Annotated in this window: 12 protein-coding genes and 2 pseudogenes; 5 read left to right on the top strand and 9 right to left on the bottom strand. The window is 71.0% G+C overall.

Going from position 1 to position 15,329, the window contains the following annotated elements:
• On the bottom strand, positions 1-216 hold a 216-nt coding region (locus AB1578_15260; GenBank protein ID MEW6489261.1), incomplete at its 3' end, for a hypothetical protein.
• Between AB1578_15260 and AB1578_15255 the strand changes: the two genes are divergently transcribed.
• Positions 215-1,294 carry an ATP-binding protein gene (locus AB1578_15255; protein MEW6489260.1) on the top strand — a complete coding sequence of 360 codons (1,080 nt, stop codon included), beginning with the start codon at positions 215-217 and terminating at the stop codon, positions 1,292-1,294. The genes AB1578_15260 and AB1578_15255 overlap by 2 nt on opposite strands.
• A 150-nt stretch (positions 1,295-1,444) precedes the next feature.
• On the opposite strand, the gene AB1578_15250 is transcribed toward AB1578_15255, so the two are convergent.
• On the bottom strand, positions 1,445-5,086 hold the full coding sequence (locus AB1578_15250; GenBank protein ID MEW6489259.1) for a PAS domain S-box protein: 3,642 nt from the start codon (positions 5,084-5,086) through the stop codon (positions 1,445-1,447).
• A gap of 385 nt (positions 5,087-5,471) precedes the next feature.
• Between AB1578_15250 and AB1578_15245 the strand changes: the two genes are divergently transcribed.
• Positions 5,472-6,056: a cytochrome P460 family protein gene (locus AB1578_15245; protein ID MEW6489258.1), complete on the top strand. Its 585-nt coding sequence runs from the start codon at positions 5,472-5,474 to the stop codon at positions 6,054-6,056.
• Between the two features lie 95 nt (positions 6,057-6,151).
• Here AB1578_15245 and AB1578_15240 read toward each other — a convergent pair whose 3' ends face one another.
• The 7 genes and pseudogenes from AB1578_15240 to atpD all read right to left on the bottom strand — a co-directional run bounded on the left by AB1578_15240 (position 6,152) and on the right by atpD (position 11,851).
• On the bottom strand, positions 6,152-6,682 hold the full coding sequence (locus AB1578_15240; protein MEW6489257.1) for a hypothetical protein: 531 nt from the start codon (positions 6,680-6,682) through the stop codon (positions 6,152-6,154).
• An 82-nt stretch (positions 6,683-6,764) separates the two neighbouring features.
• Positions 6,765-7,124, bottom strand: a complete 360-nt coding sequence (locus AB1578_15235; GenBank protein ID MEW6489256.1) for a hypothetical protein — start codon at positions 7,122-7,124, stop codon at positions 6,765-6,767.
• A 568-nt stretch (positions 7,125-7,692) separates the two neighbouring features.
• Positions 7,693-7,854 (bottom strand): hypothetical protein, encoded by a 162-nt coding sequence (locus tag AB1578_15230; GenBank protein ID MEW6489255.1) that lies wholly within the window; start codon positions 7,852-7,854, stop codon positions 7,693-7,695.
• Between the two features lie 4 nt (positions 7,855-7,858).
• Positions 7,859-8,746, bottom strand: coding sequence for a F0F1 ATP synthase subunit gamma (locus AB1578_15225; GenBank protein MEW6489254.1), 888 nt, complete (start codon positions 8,744-8,746; stop codon positions 7,859-7,861).
• 15 nt (positions 8,747-8,761) lie between these two features.
• A pseudogene (locus AB1578_15220) lies at positions 8,762-10,075 on the bottom strand (alternate F1F0 ATPase, F1 subunit alpha).
• Positions 10,076-10,097: 22 nt separating this feature from the next.
• Positions 10,098-10,442, bottom strand: a pseudogene (locus AB1578_15215) (F0F1 ATP synthase subunit epsilon).
• Between the two features lie 8 nt (positions 10,443-10,450).
• Complete coding sequence (gene atpD, locus AB1578_15210; protein MEW6489253.1) at positions 10,451-11,851, bottom strand: F0F1 ATP synthase subunit beta; 1,401 nt, start codon at positions 11,849-11,851, stop codon at positions 10,451-10,453.
• Between the two features lie 254 nt (positions 11,852-12,105).
• Here atpD and polX point away from each other — a divergent pair, with 254 nt between their 5' ends.
• From polX to AB1578_15195, 3 genes are all read left to right on the top strand, one after another.
• Positions 12,106-13,830 (top strand): DNA polymerase/3'-5' exonuclease PolX, encoded by a 1,725-nt coding sequence (gene polX / locus AB1578_15205; GenBank protein ID MEW6489252.1) that lies wholly within the window; start codon positions 12,106-12,108, stop codon positions 13,828-13,830.
• Between the two features lie 203 nt (positions 13,831-14,033).
• On the top strand, positions 14,034-14,228 hold the full coding sequence (locus AB1578_15200; GenBank protein MEW6489251.1) for a hypothetical protein: 195 nt from the start codon (positions 14,034-14,036) through the stop codon (positions 14,226-14,228).
• On the top strand, positions 14,225-15,329 hold a 1,105-nt coding region (locus AB1578_15195; protein ID MEW6489250.1), incomplete at its 3' end, for an HAD-IC family P-type ATPase. The genes AB1578_15200 and AB1578_15195, both read left to right, overlap by 4 nt.

Genomic DNA, 15,329 nt, shown 5'->3' with positions numbered 1-15,329 from the left:
CCCCTGGGTCGCGCGGCCGGGGGCACTCCCCCCCCTGGCCCGCGCGGTGCCCCCCGCGCTGCGGGCCCGACGGCGGCAATAGGAGATCCGCGACCACCTCCAGCGCCAGGAGGAGAGTGCGGTCGCGCTCCGGGCGGCCAGGGACGAGGCCGAAGCCGCCACCCGCGCGAAGAGCGATTTCCTGGCCCGGATGTCCCACGAGATCCGCACCCCCATGAACGGCATCCTGGGCATGACCGAGCTGGCCCTGATGGAGGACCCGCCGCCCCGGGTCCGGGAGTATCTGGGGGTGGTCCAGGACTGCGCCCGGCAGCTCCTCGCCCTGATCAACGACATTCTGGACCTGGCCAAGGTGGAGTCGGGAAAGGTGACCCTGCGCCCCGCGGACTTCTGCCTGCGCGAGGAGCTGGGCTCGCTCCTGGCCACCTTCCACAAGGCGGTCGGCGACAAGTGCCTCACCCTGCGCGAGCGCGTCGATGAGGGGGTGCCGGACCGCGTCCGCGGCGACCGGGGCCGGCTGCGCCAGGTGCTGACCAACCTCCTGGGCAACGCCGTGAAGTTCACCGAGCGGGGCGAGGTCGAGCTCTCGGTCTCCCTGGCCGAGCCCGCCCGGGACGGCAAGGGACCGCGCCTGTGCTTCGCTGTGCGCGACACCGGCATCGGCATCGGCCCGGAGCACCTGGGCACCATCTTCGAGAGCTTCTCCCAGGCCCACAGCGCCCACGCCCAGTACGGGGGCACGGGCCTCGGGCTCGCCATCGCCAAGCAGCTCGTGGCGCTCATGGGCGGGGAGATCGGGGTGGAGAGCTGCCCCGGCGAAGGCAGTACCTTGGCCTTCACCGCGGCCTTCGACCCGCCCGAGGCGCCCCGGCCTGACTTGCACCGACCGAAACCGGCGGCGCCCGCCGCGGGCCTGCACGTGCTCCTGGCCGAGGACGACGCGGTGAGCCGGGCGGTGGCAAAGGCGTATCTGGAGAAGATGGGGCACCGGGTGACCGCCGTCGGCGACGGCCGGGAAGCCCTGGCCACCTTGGATCGCGAAGCCTTCGACGTGGTGCTGATGGACGTGCGGATGCCTCGGTTGGACGGCGTCGAGGCCGTGCGCCGCCTGCGCGAGCTGGAGGCCACCCGGGGCGGCCGCACCCCCGTGGTCGCCCTCACGGCGCACGCCATCCACGGGGACCGGGAGCGCTTTCTCGCGGCCGGCATGGACGACTACCTCTCCAAGCCCCTGGAGTTCCCGGAGCTCGGCGCCGTCCTCCAGCGGGTGGCCGCCCGCAAGCTCCCGCCGTAGGGGCAGCGCCCGCCCCCCGAAGACGGGGCCTTCCGCGCCGTCCTTGCCCGTTCGCTCCCGCACCCGGCTTCCGAATCCGTCGCTTCCCTCCCGCCACGTGCGGCTCCGACCTCTCCGGGGTCCTGGCCGTCTCGCGGTGCCCGCTCGGGCCTACGCCCGTCCCTGGGCCCATCGGGCCACGGTGGCGGAGAGGTTCTCCGCGGTGAAGGGCTTGCCGAGGTAGTCGTCCATCCCGGCCGCTAGGAAGCGCTCCCGGTCGCCTTCCAGGGCGTGGGCGGTGAGCGCGACGATGGGCACGTCCGGGGAAAGCCCGGGGACGACTCCGCTCCGGATGCGGCGGGTCGCCTCCGGCCCGTCCATCTCGGGCATCTGGACGTCCATGAGCACCAGGTCGAAGGGCTCGCGGGCCAGCGCTTCGAGGGCCTCGGCGCCCGTGGACGCCACCGTGACGCGGTGGCCCTGGGCCTCGAGGAGGCCGCGGGCGACGAGCTGGTTGACCGGGTTGTCCTCGGCGAGGAGGATGCGCAGAGGGCGCACGCCAGGAGGGCTCGCTGCCGTCCCACCGCCCTCGACCGCGGGCCTCGCCCCTTCCGCGATGCCGAGCTCGGCGGTGAAGGAGAAGCAGCTCCCCTTCGCCGGCTCGCTCTCGACCCGGATCTCGCCCCCCATGAGCTCCACCAGGTGCTTGGCGATCGACAGCCCAAGCCCGGTCCCGCCGTACTTGGCGTGGGTGGAGCGCGTCGCTTGGGAGAAGCTCTCGAAGATCGAGCCCAGGTTCTCGGGCGGGATGCCGATGCCGGTGTCCCGGACCGTGAAGCGAAGGGTCGTCCGACCTGTCGGCCCGGTCCGACCCGTCGGACCGGGCCTCACGGTCACCTCCACCCAGCCGTGTTCCGTGAACTTCACCGCATTGCCCACCAGGTTGGTGAGCACCTGTCGGAGCCTCCCCTCGTCACCGACCAAGACCCCCGGGACCCCGGGGTCGACGCCATGGACGAGGCGTACCCCCTTCTGCCGCGCCGACACAGCGAGGGTGGAGACCACCGACTCCACGACGCGCCCCACGGCGAAAGGCGCGGAGGCGAGCTCGACCCGACCCGCCTCGATCCGGGAGAGGTCCAGGATGTCGTTGATGATCTCGAGGAGATCCTTCGCCGACCGCTTGGCCAGGGCCAGATGCTCTGCGGGCTTGGGCGGCACCCCGTCCAGGAGGGCGAGCTCCATCATTCCCAGCACCCCGTTCATCGGAGTCCGGATCTCGTGGCTCATCCGTGCCAGGAACTCGCTCTTCGCCCGGTTCGCCGCCTCGGCGTCCTGCATCGCCTGGCGAAGCTTCTCCTGGCCCCGGATCCGCTCCATCGCCGTGGCGACCTGGTCGGCCACGGTCCGCATCAGCTCGATCTCGTCGTCGTTGAACCAGGGGCGGGTCTTGGTGCCGAAGGAGAGCGTGCCGATGAGCCGGCCTTGCGCGAAGAGCGGGTGGCAGCAGTAGGCCCGGATGCCGTAGGACCGCACCAGGTCGGCCCGCGGGTCCGGGGTGTTGCCGATGTCTTCCACGATGATCCGCTCCCCGTCCCGGGCCGCGCACCCGCAGACCGCGACGCCGTAATCGAGCCACTCGATCCTGCGCGCCTCCTCCTGGGGAACTCCGGCCCACGCGTTCAGTCGCAGCCGGCCCGCGGGCTCGTCCACCAGAAAGTGGAAGAACGCCTGGCAGTCCAGGTGCTCCATCACCTCGCGGCAGAGCGCCTCCACCACGGTCTGGGGGTCGGCCGACGCCAGGAGCCGCTCCGCCGTGTGGGAGAGGAGGCGGAAGCGCTCCCGGCTCTCCCGGAGCGCCTCGGTCGCCCGGACCAGGCCGTCGATGTTCACGGCGGTGCCGAACCAGCGCATGATCTCCCCAGCCTGGTTGCGGATCGGGCGGGCGTGCACTTTGAACCACTCGTAGACCCCGTCGCTCCGCCGAACCCGGTACTCGAGGTCGTAGGGCCCGCGCTCCGCCACCGCGTCGCGCCAGGCGGCCAGCGCCCGGGGCGTGTCCTCCGGGTGGAGCAGCCGGCTCCACCCCTCGCCGAGGTGCTCTTCCATCGGGACGCCGGTGAAGTCGACCCACTGCTGGCTCTGGTAGTCGCAGTAGCCGTCCGGCCGGGTGGTGAACACCATGCCCGGCATCGACTCCAGCGTCTGGCGGTAGAAGGACTCGCTCTCCCGCAGCGCCTCTTCCGCCTGCCTGCGCTCGGTGACGTCCGCGCTGGTACCGACGAACCCCAGGAACACCCCGGCCGGGGTGAACCGCGGCCGCCCCCAGGACTCGACCCAGCGCCACTGCCCGTCGGCCCTCCGGACCCGCGCCTCGGCGTGGAAGGGGGCGCGATCCTGGGTGCAGGCCAGGAACTTCGCGGTGTAGGCATCGGCGTCGTCGGGGTGCACGAGCATCTGCCAGCGCCCCCCCTTCGTCTCCCGGGCGGCGCCGAAGAACTCGCAGAAGGTGCGGTTGACCAGCTGCTGGCCCCCCTCCGCGTCGTGAACCCAGACCATCAGCGGCAGGCCGTCGGCCATGGTGCGAAATCGCTCCTCGCTCTCGCGCAGGGCGGCTTCCGCCCGCCGGCGCTCCTCCTCACGGAGCGTGCGCTGAATCCAGGCGCAGAGCACCGGTGCGGTGCGGGCGGCGATGGCGTCGAGGAGCTCGCGGTCCTCCTCGCCGTAGCCGCCTTCCCTGTTGGCCAGGTTGAGCAGCCCGATGGCCTCCCCCTGGAAGAGAATGGGCGTGGCCAGGTTGTTGTGGATGATCGGGTGACCCGGCGGGACCGGCGGGGCCTCGTTGACGAAGAAAGAGCGCTTCTCCCTGAGGGCCCGTGCCCAGAGGCCCTTCCACTTCTCGGGCGGGTAGTGGATGCACTTGCCCTCGATCTCGCACTCGTCGAGCATCTTCGAGAGGCTCGGGCACAGGAGGTGCCCCGGCTCGGGGATGTACCCGAAGACGCCGAACTCGCTCCCCATCGCCTCCTGGACGGCGGCCAGCGCCCGGTCGAACGGCTCGTCTCCCTCGTGTTCCAGGAAGGCGCGGAGGATCCGGTTGGCCAGGGTGGTCTCGGCGTGCTCTCTTCGCGCGCGCTCCTCGGCCCGCTTGCGCTCCGTGACGTCGAGGATCACCGCGAGGACGTGGACCTCGCCCCCCTCCGCCCCCACGACCGAGGTGGAGATGCTCACCACCCGCCGGGTCCCGTCCCGCCGGGTGATCGTCCACTCCTCGCCGCGGATGTCGTCGCCCTCGCGCATCCGGGCCATGCGGTCGACTGCGCGCTGCCTCACCTCGGGATCGGGATAGAGCGACTGGTACCACCCCAGCCGGTTGATCTCCTCCAACGTGCAGCCCGTGAGCTCCTCCATCCGCGGATTCCAGACCGTGAAGCGCACGTACGGGAAGGCCTCGACCCCGTGGCAGACGCAGATCCCCTCGGCGGCGCGCTCGACGACGGCCGCCCGGAGGGCCGCGTCGTCCTGGAGGCGGCGCTCCGCCACGACCCTCGGGCCCGCGAGGAGGGCCTCCCCCGGAGGACGGTCGTCCCCTGGCCCGGGGTTTGCCGTCGCGGAGCCGGGCCGCGGGGAACCGCCCATCCCGGTCGGGTCCAGCCCCACGTCGTCCTCGCAGGCCGCGGCCGCCCGGAGCAGCTCGTCTGCAGCGCGGCGCAGCGCCGAGGCGCGGGACCCGGGCGGCCTTTCCGCCGCCGCGCCCACCTCCCCCAGGAGGGTGCGCACCTCCCGAAGGAGAGTCTGGGGGTCTGAGGGCATGGGGAAGGTCCTCCGGCGCTCGGGTTCGCTCCGGCCGTTCGGCCGCACCCGGCTCTCTCGTTTCGGCGGGCAGGCGAGCGAAGTATGCCACACGGAAGGCCCGAGAAGAAGGCACCGTAGGCCCTCCGGCCGGCGTGCGGAGAACCGGGCGGCGCCCCTCCCGTCTCCCCCCTTGCCCTGGACGACGGGATCATTCTCTTGGCCACTCGGTTCATTCCGAGCTCCCGGGCTAGCCCTCCCTCGACCGCGCGCTAGTATCCCCGCGAGACGACCGGAGCCCGCGGGAGAGGTCGCACGCCGGCACCTGCCGAGGGGTGCCGGGCCGAGAGGAGGTACCGACCCGCGCGAGATGACGACGCGTTGCACAGGACGAAGGGTAAGAGTGATGAAACGACGACGCAGTTTGGTGCCCGCCCTTCTGGCGGCAGGAACCATGGTGGTCCTGGGGCTCGCGGCGGAGGCCTCCTCCGCGGGGGAAGACAGGGGGAAGCCCTACGCCCAGTTCAGCGACCAGGGAGAGCTCCTCCGGCCCAAGGGGTTCCGGCGCTGGGTCTTCGTGGGCGCGCCGGTGACGCCGAACGAGCTCAACGGGGGGAAGGCGGCGTTCTCCGAGTTCCACCACGTCTACATCGACCCCGCGGGCTACCGGGAGTACAAGCGCACGGGCGCCTTCCCGGACGGCACGATCCTGGTGAAGGAGCTCTTCGCCGTGGGCGCCCGGGAAGCCTCGAGCGGGAAGGGGTACTTCCCGGGGGACTTCGTGGGGCTCGCGGCCGCGGCAAAGGACTCGGCGCGCTTCCCGAACGAGCCCGGCAACTGGGCCTACTTCAACCTGGGCGACGCCGGCGTCGCCTCGGCGCCGGCCCAGCCCACCGCGGCGTGCAACGCCTGCCACCAGGCCGGGGCGGCCCACGACTGGGTGTTCACCCAGTTCTACCCGGTCCTGAGCACGAAGTCCGCGAAGAAGTAGGAGGCCCGAGGCTCCTCCCACGACGCCCCCGGCACAGACCCGCGCCGTAGGGCCTTGCCCGGAGCCGCTTCTGCGACGTCCCCCTCGCCCCGGCGTCAGTCCTCCTGGCGACGGGGCTCTTTTTCATTCGCGGGCCGGGAGTCGGCGTGAGCGGGACTCGAGCTCGAGAGCCAGGTCACCGTCGGTCCCGTGCACGGCGGTGATCCCCCGGGTGGCCGCGCCGCCGGCTGGCCGTCGTACTGGACGTAGGTCTCCACTACCTGGGCCTCGATGATCGGGCCGGTCACCTCCAGGATCGGCTCGTCCACGAAGAAGGGACGCCCCTCCGGCAGGGCCCAGACCTCCCCCTGGAAGCGCACCCCGGAGAGGAAGTGGAGGAAGTCCGCCGAGAACGTGCCGGTGGAGGCCAGGCAGTCGAGCTCCTCGCCCCCGAAGCGAAACGACTCCAGGTAGTCGAGGACCGCCTCCAGGCCGGCGGCCACGAAGTAACCCCGATCCGCGGGATAGTCCCGAATGAACAGGCTGAACGTGGCGGGGGCGAACATCTGCTCCTCCCAGTACGCCTGGGCCATGGTCAGCTCGTAGAGGTCGGTGAGCAGCGCCAGAGGGGAGCCGGGTTGGGCCATGGCTGCCTCCGTTCGTGTGGGCCGAGCCGGATGCCAGGCGGCGGGCGCGAGCAGCGGGCCGGGGGAGTCGACTTCTCTTCGGTCAGGGCGGCCCTGACCCCCAGGCCCCGTGGATGGCCGCGACCGCTCCGGCCAGCTCCTCCGCGACGTCGAGGGTGTGCACGTAGGGCGAGGCGAGGAACTCCGGGGTCTGGGGGACGCTGTTGGTGATCACCACCCGAGCCAGGGTCCCGGCCCGGTGCAGCGCCTCCAGCCGCTCCTGCGCCTGGGGCAGGCCCAGGCAGTGGGTCACTCCGACGTGGAGTTCCTGGATGCCCTTCCGCTCCACCAGGAGCTGGGCCACCGCCTCCAGGGTGCCGCCGGTGCCCACCGTGTCCAGCACCAGGGTCCCCCCCCGCGCCTGGTCCAGCCGCCCCGGCCGATCGGCCACCGCCCCGGTGATCGCGCCTTCCCGCAGCGCCTGTGAGGAGGCCGGCGACTCACCCTGTCAGTTCAAGGGGCCACGTCGCCGCTCCGTTGCCTTTCCGTGGATGGCCCGATGACGGGCCGCCAGGATTGTCTGGCAGCACGAGGGGCACACTCCGTGGGATACCCCCTCGGGTCGGTCGAAGACCCGCCGGCGGGTCAACTCGATCCCGCACCACGCGCACACGCTGACGAATTCGTAGGCTGGATCGGCCATGACTCCGCCCTCCGCAGGCCTCGGTCCCGAGACACCCCCCTCGTATGCCCCATGGGACTCATACCCACAGTTCAAGCCTACAAATCCCACCCTCTCGTGCAAGTCATCCGGTACCTTTTGAACCGAATGGGTAAGGAATAGGATCGCCCGGTCCAGCGTCTCTCCCTCCTCGCCGGGCCTTGGGTGTCGGGTGCAGACGCAGACCGTCCCGCCCCCCGAACCCGGTCGAAGCGCTCCCGGGGGTCCGGCGCCAGGACGTAGACCACGAGCGCGCGGGGCCCGAAGGCCTGCCGGAGGACGCGCACGTCGGTCGGGGTCCGGATCCCCGTCACGCACGCGCGGCGACCCGGGCCAGGACGCCCATGGACAGGAACCCCACCAGGGGCGGCACGCGGGCCCGCTCCAGGCCGGCCCGCAACCCCTGGGAGGCCACGATGAGCAGTCCTGCCAGGAGGACCAGGAAGGCGAGCTCGGTACCCGGCTGGGTCACGGCGTCATCCTCTCCCCGGCCCCGAGGTCAACGCCTCGAAGCCGGAGATCACGTCGAAGAGCTCCTCGGTGGACGTCTGCTGCCGCAGCGAATGGTGCCGTGCCGTGAGCTCCTCCCGCTTTTCCCGGATGTTCTTTTCCGCCCTCTCCATCGAGGCCAGGCGCGCCGCGTTCTCCGCGGCCAGGGAGGCGGCGAAGGCCCGGAAAAGGGCGACGAAGAGATACTCCCCGATGAGCGCCGAGAACAGGTCCTCCCACGGCGCCCGGTAGGTGGGAAGGCAGTGGGCCGGCCACGTGCCGGCCCCGAGGCGCTCGAGCCACCTTCGGTCGGGGGGCAGGAGATCCAGGCGTTCCTGACGATAGGAAGCGCCCGACGTGGGCGTATTGAAGAACACCACCAGCCCGGCCTCTCCCCGCTCCCGGCGGCGGCGCTCGAACTGCAGCACCACTTCCTGTACGGCGTGGGCGATCGCCTGGGCGGAAGGAGGGAGAGAAAAGAGCCTCTCTGCACCCCCGAAGCGCTCCTCGACGCCCCCGGCGGCCTTGGCCCCGGCCACCCAGAACCGGCTCGACCCGAGCGGCGGCCCCCGCTCCTGCAGGGACCGCGCGGCGTACTCCACGAGGAGGTCGTTGAACTGGCCGGCCATCCCCTGGTCCGAGCCGAAGAGCAGCAGCACCGAATCCCAGGGCTCGGCGACTCGGCCCCCCAGGGGGCGGAAGAGGAGGGCTGCCCGCAGCCCCAACTCCACGGCCCGGTAGTAGTCTTCCAGGGACCGGGCCGCCTCCTCGAACTGCCGGATGCTCACCGCAGCCAGGGACTTCATGGTCCGGACCACCGAGTGGAGGTCCTCGGCGCTCTTCCTCTTCCGGCTCAGCTCTCGAAGGGTATCCATGGCGGATCCGTCCTTCTAACCTTCCCCCTGCCCGGCGACCCCCAGGCGCGCCACCGCCTTTCGGGCGCCCTCCTCCAAGGCCTCCAGGTCTTCCCCGGTCAGCTTCTTCCCCGCCTGGATCCTCGCGGCCAGGTCGGGGAGGTCTTCCAGGGTCCTTCGCACTTCCTTCTCCGCCTCGGGGATCCGATCGTCTTCGATCTCGTCGAAGACCCCGCGGTTCACGGCGTGGAGGACCGCCACCTGATCGGCCGCCGGCAGGGGCGAGAACTGGGCCTGCTTCAGGGTGGCGCGCACCTTCGCCCCCCGTCGAAGGGTCGCTCGGGTGTCCTCGTCCAGGCGGGTGCCGAACCGGCTGAAGGCCTCGAGCTCCTCGAACTGGGAGTAGGACAGGCGCAGATCCCCGGCCACGGCCCGGAACGCCGGGTATTGGGTCTTCCCTCCCACCCGGGACACGGATTTCCCCACGTCCACGGCCGGGAGGATCCCCTTGCGGAACAGCTCCGGAGACAGGTAGAGCTGGCCGTCCGTGATGGAGATGAGGTTGGTGGGGATGTACGCCGAGAGGTTCTGAGCCTCGGTCTCGATGATGGGCAGGGCCGTGAGGGAGCCGCCCCCCAGGCCCTCCCTCAGATGGGTGGCGCGCTCCAGCAGTCGAGAGTGGATGTAGAAGATGTCTCCCGGGAAGGCCTCTCGGCCCGGTGGCCGGCGCAGCAGCAGGGAGAGCTCCCGGTAGGCGCGGGCGTGCTGGGTGAGGTCGTCGAAGACCACCAGCACGTCGCTGCCCTGCTCCATGAAGTACTCGGCCATGGTCGTGGCGGCGTAGGGGGCCACGTACTGGAGCCCCGGCGGCTCGTCGCCTTCCACCACCACGACGGTGGTGTAGTCCAGGGCCCCGTGCTCGCGGAGCTGGGCGATCACCCGCGCGACGCTCGACGAGCGCTGCCCGATCGCGCAATACAAGCAGAGCACGTCCTTGCCCTTCTGGTTGAGGATGGTGTCCACCGCGACGGCGGTCTTCCCCGTCTGGCGATCCCCGAGAATCAGCTCCCGTTGCCCCCGGCCGATGGGGATCAGGGCGTCCACCGCCTTCAGCCCGGTCATCAGGGGAACGGACACGGGTGCCCGATCCATGATGGCCGGGGCCGGCCTCTCTGCGGGCCTCCGCTCCCGGAACCGGATGGGGCCCCGGTCGTCCCGGGGCCGCCCCGTGGGGTCGAGGACCCGACCCACCAGGTTCCTCCCCACCGGAACGTCGAGGACCCGCCCCGTGCGCCGCACCTCGTCCCCCGGCCTCAGGCCCCTCGCCTCTCCCAGGAGCACGGCTCCCACTCAGATCCACGAACCGCCGGATGAAGTCCGACTCCAGCCGGGCCAGGGCCCCCCGCACCTCTCGCTCCTGCTCGTCCATCTGGAGGAAGCGGGTGTGAACGGTGCGGACGAGCTCTTCCAGTGCCCCGGAGGTCGCACTGCGAACCGAGACCAGGACTTCCTCGCCCCGCTTGACCAGCACCCCGCGGTCCACGGCGAGGTAGCGGCCCTGGGCTGCCTCGCCCTCCTCCTCGAAGTACAGGAGCCCGGGCACCAGCGCCGAGACGTAGTCCGCGTGTCGGGGCTTGAGACCGAAGGATCCCTCCGTGCCTTCCGCGACCACGCTGCCCACCTCCCGGTCGAGGACGACCGCGGTGGGGGTGAGCACCTTGAGCCTCACCCGCCTCCTCCGCCCGCACCCCGCCGGGCTTCGCCCACGGCTCCGATCATGTACAGGGCCTTCTCCGGAACCTCGGAAAACTCGTCGCCCAGGATGCGCTCACACCCCTCCAGTGCCTCCTCCAGGCCCACGGCCCGGCCCTCCATCCCGGTGAAGGCCTCGGTGGTGAAGAAGGGCTGGGTCAGGTAGCGTTCCAGCCTGCGGGCCCGCTGCACGGTCTTCCGGTCCTCCCGGGAGAGCTCCTCCATTCCCAGCATGGCGATGATGTCCTTCAGATCCTCGTAGGTGGCCAGGGTGCTGCGGATCGCCTGGGCGGTGCCGTAGTGACGCGCGCCGACCACCCCGGGGTTGAGCATCTTGGAGCTCGACTCCAGGGGGTCCACCGCGGGATACAGCCCCTGGCTCGCCCTCTTCCGGCTGAGCACGATGGAGGCCGAGAGGTGGGAGAAGGTGTGGACCGCGGCAGGGTCGGTGAAGTCGTCGGCAGGCACGTAGACCGCCTGGATGGAGGTGACCGCCCCCTTTCGCGTGTTGGTGATCCGCTCCTGGATCTCGGCCAACTCGGTTCCCAGGGTGGACTGATACCCCAAGCGGGAGGGAAGCATGCCCAGGAGTCCCGAGATCTCCATCCCCGCCTGGATGAACCGGAATATGTTGTCGATCAGCAGGAGCACGTCCTGTCCCTGGTCGTCCCGGAAGTGCTCCGCCATGGTGAGGGCGGCGTGGCCGACGCGGAACCGGGCTCCCGGGGACTCGTTCATCTGGCCGAAGACCATCACCGTGTTCTCCAGGACGCCGGCCTCCTTCATCTCCCGGTAGAGCTCCTCGCCCTCCCGGCACCGCTCCCCGATCCCGCAGAACAGCGACACTCCGCCGTGACGACCCACCATGTTGTGGATGAGCTCGGTGATCAGCACCGTCTTCCCCACGCCGGCGCCCCCGAACAGGCCGGCCTTCCCGCCCCGCTCGAGGGGCACCAGCACGTCCAGCACCTTGATGCCGGTCTGGAAGACCTCCGATCGGGTGGATCGCTCCGTGAGGGGCACCCTCCTTCCGTGCACGGGCCGTCGCTCCGGAGACGAGAGGTCGGGCCCGCGGTCGATGGTCTCGCCGAACACGTTGAACATCCGGCCCAGGACCTCCCGGCCCACCGGCACCTCCAGCGGGGAGCCCGTGTTGCGGATGCGGCCGCCCCGGCCGAGGCCCTGCGTCGGGGTCAGGGCGACCCCCCTCACCCTGCCCTCTCCCAGGTGGAGCGCCGTCTCCACGACGACCTCTCCCTTCTCCCCCGCCAGGAGGAGGTCGTTGACCCGGGGCGAGCCGGAGGGAAAGTGGGCGTCCACCACCCCGCTGCGGACCGAAACCACCGTGCCCCACCTCTCCTGGTCCTCCGCCACCGTCGGTTCCCTCCATCCGCTCGGAACGCGGAGAAAATACCGCAGAGAGCGGGCGGCGCTCATGGGCCTGCCGGGTTCGAGGCTACCCTCACCCGGCGGCCACGCCAGATGCCGGTGTCATTTTGGACCATACGGATCGAAGAATTGCACGGTCGTTTCCGGTTCCGGCCCTGGTATCCCCGGTCCGGAGGAGTACCGTGGGAAGGGCCGACACTCCCGCCGGGCGGGAGACACGTCCACCGGCGGAGCTTCCCATGCCCGTGCACAACCCCGAGATCGCCAAAGCCCTCCAGCAGGTGGCCGACCTGCTGGAGATCGAGGGAGCCAACCCGTTCCGCGTCTGGGCATACCGGAACGCCGCCCGGACCATGGAGGGCCTCTCCCAGGAGGTCTTCGAGCTGCTGGAGCAGGGAAGGTCCCTGACCGGGCTGCCGGGCATCGGCAAGGACCTGGCGGGCAAGATCCGCGAGATCGTGGAGACCGGGACGTTCCCCCAGCTCGAGGAGGCCAAGGCCCGCACGCCGCCCGCTCTGGGGGAGCTCTTGGAGGTTCAGGGCCTGGGACCCAAGCGAGTACGGACCCTGTACCGGGAGCTGGGCGTCACCGGCCGCCAGGGACTGAGAAAGGCGGCGGAGGCGAAGCGGGTCCGCGAGCTCGACGGCTTCGGCCCAAAGACCGAGCAAAGGATCCTGTCGGAGCTGGAGAAGGTCGAGGAGCGGAAGAAACGCACGCGCTTGGACGAAGCCGAGGGCGCGGCCCGCGCCCTGGTCTCGTACCTGGAAACGGCCCGAGGCGTGAAGGAGATCGCCGTGGCCGGGAGCTTCCGGCGCCACTGTCAGACCGTCGGCGACCTCGACATCCTGGTCACCTGCGGGCGGGGCGGGGCGAAGGACGTCATGGAGCGCTTCGTCCGCTACGACGAAGTGGACGAGGTCGTCTCCCGGGGCAAGACGCGCTCGACCGTGACCCTGCGCTCCGGCCTGCAAGTGGACCTGCGGGCGGTGGGCCGGGTGAGCTACGGAGCGGCGCTCCACTACTTCACGGGCTCCAAGGCGCACAACATCGCCGTGCGCAAGCTGGGGCAGAGCAAGGGGCTCAAGGTCAACGAGTACGGGGTGTTCCGGGGCGACGACCGCATCGCCGGCAAGACCGAGGAGGAGGTCTACGGGCAGGTGGGTCTGCCCTACATCGAGCCCGAGCTCCGGGAGGACCGGGGCGAGCTCGACGCGGCCCGGGAAGGGGGGCTCCCGGAGCTCGTGACCCTGGCGGACATCCGGGGCGACCTCCACGCCCACACCGCGGAGACCGACGGGCGCTCCACCCTGGAGGAGATGGCGGAGGCCGCTCGAGAGAAGGGGCACGGGTACCTCGCCATCACCAACCACTCGAAGCGGGTGGCCATGGTCAGGGGGTACGACGCGGACCGGCTGGCCGACGAGATCGACCGGATCGATGAGCTGAACGAGAAACTCGAGGGCTTTCGGGTCCTGAAGTCCATCGAGGTGGACATCCTGAAGGACGGCTCCCTGGACCTCCCCGACGAGATCCTGGCCCGCCTGGACCTGACCGTATGCTCCGTGCACTATGACACGAACCTCTCGCGCGAGCAGCAGACCGAGCGCATTCTGCGGGCCATGGACCATCCCCTCTTCCACATCCTGGCCCACCCCACCGGCCGCCTCCTGGGCCAACGGGACCCCTACGAGGTCGACCTGGAGCGGGTGATCCGGGGCGCCGCCGAGCGGGGCTGCTTCCTGGAGGTGAACGCCCACCCCGAGCGCCTCGACCTGGACGACGTGCACTGTAAGTTGGCCAAGGAGCTGGGGGTGAAGGTAGCGATCTCCACCGATGCCCACTGCCTGGCGGACCTGGACCACATGCGCTTCGGGGTGTGGCAGGCCCGGCGGGGGTGGCTGGAGGCCGGGGACGTGCTCAACACCCGCCCCTGGGAGGAGCTGCGCAAGCTGCTGGAGCGATAGACACGGGCCGTCGCACACGGCTGACCCGGCCGCCCGCTATGAAGAAACTCGGCTGACCTCGACAGCTCCGAGAGAGGCGTAGCCGCGGGGCTTGCCCCGCCAAACCGGCGGGCGAACCCCGCTACGCGGGAACCGCCCGCCCTGCCGTTTCATCCCTCGGGGTAATCGAAGGTCATGGGCAACTCAGACCTGCGAGACCTGCCATGGACCTCGAGAAGAACCCCGACACCAATCTCACGCCCCTGGGCGAGCTCTCCCTGGAGCCCAAGTTCGACGGTCTCTCGGTGGGGGTCGTCTACGGGCAGGGCCGCTTCCGCCGGGGCTTGCGCGACGAGGCCCGGAAGCGGGGCGTGGAGCTCCTCGGCGATTACCGGTTTCGGGAGCTCCTGGGATCATGAGCACGGCCGCCGAAGCTTCCCGCGAACGCTCCCGGGGCGAGGTCCGCGCCCCAGAGCGTCCCTGGTCCCGTGCCGCCGGGGAGACGGCGCAGGGCCTCGGGGTCGATCCTGCGCAGGGCCTGGCGCAGTCCGAGGCCCGGGAACGCCTGCGCCGCTTCGGCCCCAACCGCCTCGAAGAGGCCCCGCGCCGAAGCCTGTGGGCCATCCTTTTCGACCAGTTCCGCAGCCTGATGGTCCTGCTCCTGGCGGCCGCCTCCCTGGTCTCGGTCCTGTTCGGCAACTGGCTGGAGGGCCTGGCCATCGGCGTGGCCCTCCTCATCAATGCGGCCATCGGCTTCGGCACCGAGCTCAAGGCCACCCGCTCCATGGAGGCCCTGCGCGAGTTGGGGAAGACCCGGGCCCGGGTGCGCCGGGGTGGGTCGATCCACGAGGTGGACGACGAAGAGGTGGTGCCCGGCGACCTCGTCCTCCTGGAGGCCGGCGACCTGGTGCCCGCGGATCTGCGGCTGGTGGAGGCCAACAACCTGCAGGTGGACGAGGCCTCCCTCACCGGGGAGTCGGTGCCCCGGCAGAAACAGGTGGAGCCTGTGGCACCGGACGCCCCCCTGGCGGAGCGGGACTGCCTCTGCCACAAGGGCACGGCCCTCACCGCCGGCTCCGGGGCCGGGATCGCCTTCGCCACCGGGATGGAGACCCAGCTGGGCCGGGTGGCGTCCCTGGCCACGGCCGAGGCGGAGCAGGTCACCCCCCTGGAGCGCCGGCTGGAGCAACTGAGCCGCCGGCTCATCGGGGGCACCGCCGGCGTGGCGGTGGTGGTGACCGCCGCGGGCCTGGTGGGCGGCAAGGACTGGCTCCTGATGCTCAAGACCGCCATCGCCATGGCCGTGGCCGCGGTGCCCGAGGGCCTGCCCATCGTGGCCACCATCGCCCTGGCCCGGGGGGTGCGGCGCATGGCGGCCCGCAACGCGCTGATCAACCGTCTCTCGGCCGTGGAGACCCTGGGCGCCACCGACGTGATCTGCACGGACAAGACCGGGACCCTCACAGAGAACCGCATGCGGGTGCGCCGGGTGGACCTGCCCGGCCGGGAGGTGCCCTTCG

Source organism: Thermodesulfobacteriota bacterium (assembly GCA_040756475.1).
Lineage (GTDB): Bacteria > Desulfobacterota > Deferrisomatia > Deferrisomatales > JACRMM01 > JBFLZB01.
The sequence above is the reverse complement of the archived record's forward strand: the minus strand, read 5'-3'. Positions and strand labels throughout refer to the sequence as shown.

Bases quoted from the DNA above. Each gene is read 5' to 3' on its own strand.
- AB1578_15200 (MEW6489251.1), top strand. From the start codon at position 14,034: ATGGACCTCGAGAAGAACCCCGACACCAATCTCACGCCCCTGGGCGAG.
- AB1578_15240 (MEW6489257.1), bottom strand. From the start codon at position 6,682: ATGGCCCAACCCGGCTCCCCTCTGGCGCTGCTCACCGACCTCTACGAG.
- AB1578_15245 (MEW6489258.1), top strand. From the start codon at position 5,472: ATGAAACGACGACGCAGTTTGGTGCCCGCCCTTCTGGCGGCAGGAACC.
- AB1578_15225 (MEW6489254.1), bottom strand. From the start codon at position 8,746: ATGGATACCCTTCGAGAGCTGAGCCGGAAGAGGAAGAGCGCCGAGGAC.
- AB1578_15250 (MEW6489259.1), bottom strand. From the start codon at position 5,086: ATGCCCTCAGACCCCCAGACTCTCCTTCGGGAGGTGCGCACCCTCCTG.
- polX (MEW6489252.1), top strand. From the start codon at position 12,106: ATGCCCGTGCACAACCCCGAGATCGCCAAAGCCCTCCAGCAGGTGGCC.
- AB1578_15255 (MEW6489260.1), top strand. From the start codon at position 215: ATGAACGGCATCCTGGGCATGACCGAGCTGGCCCTGATGGAGGACCCG.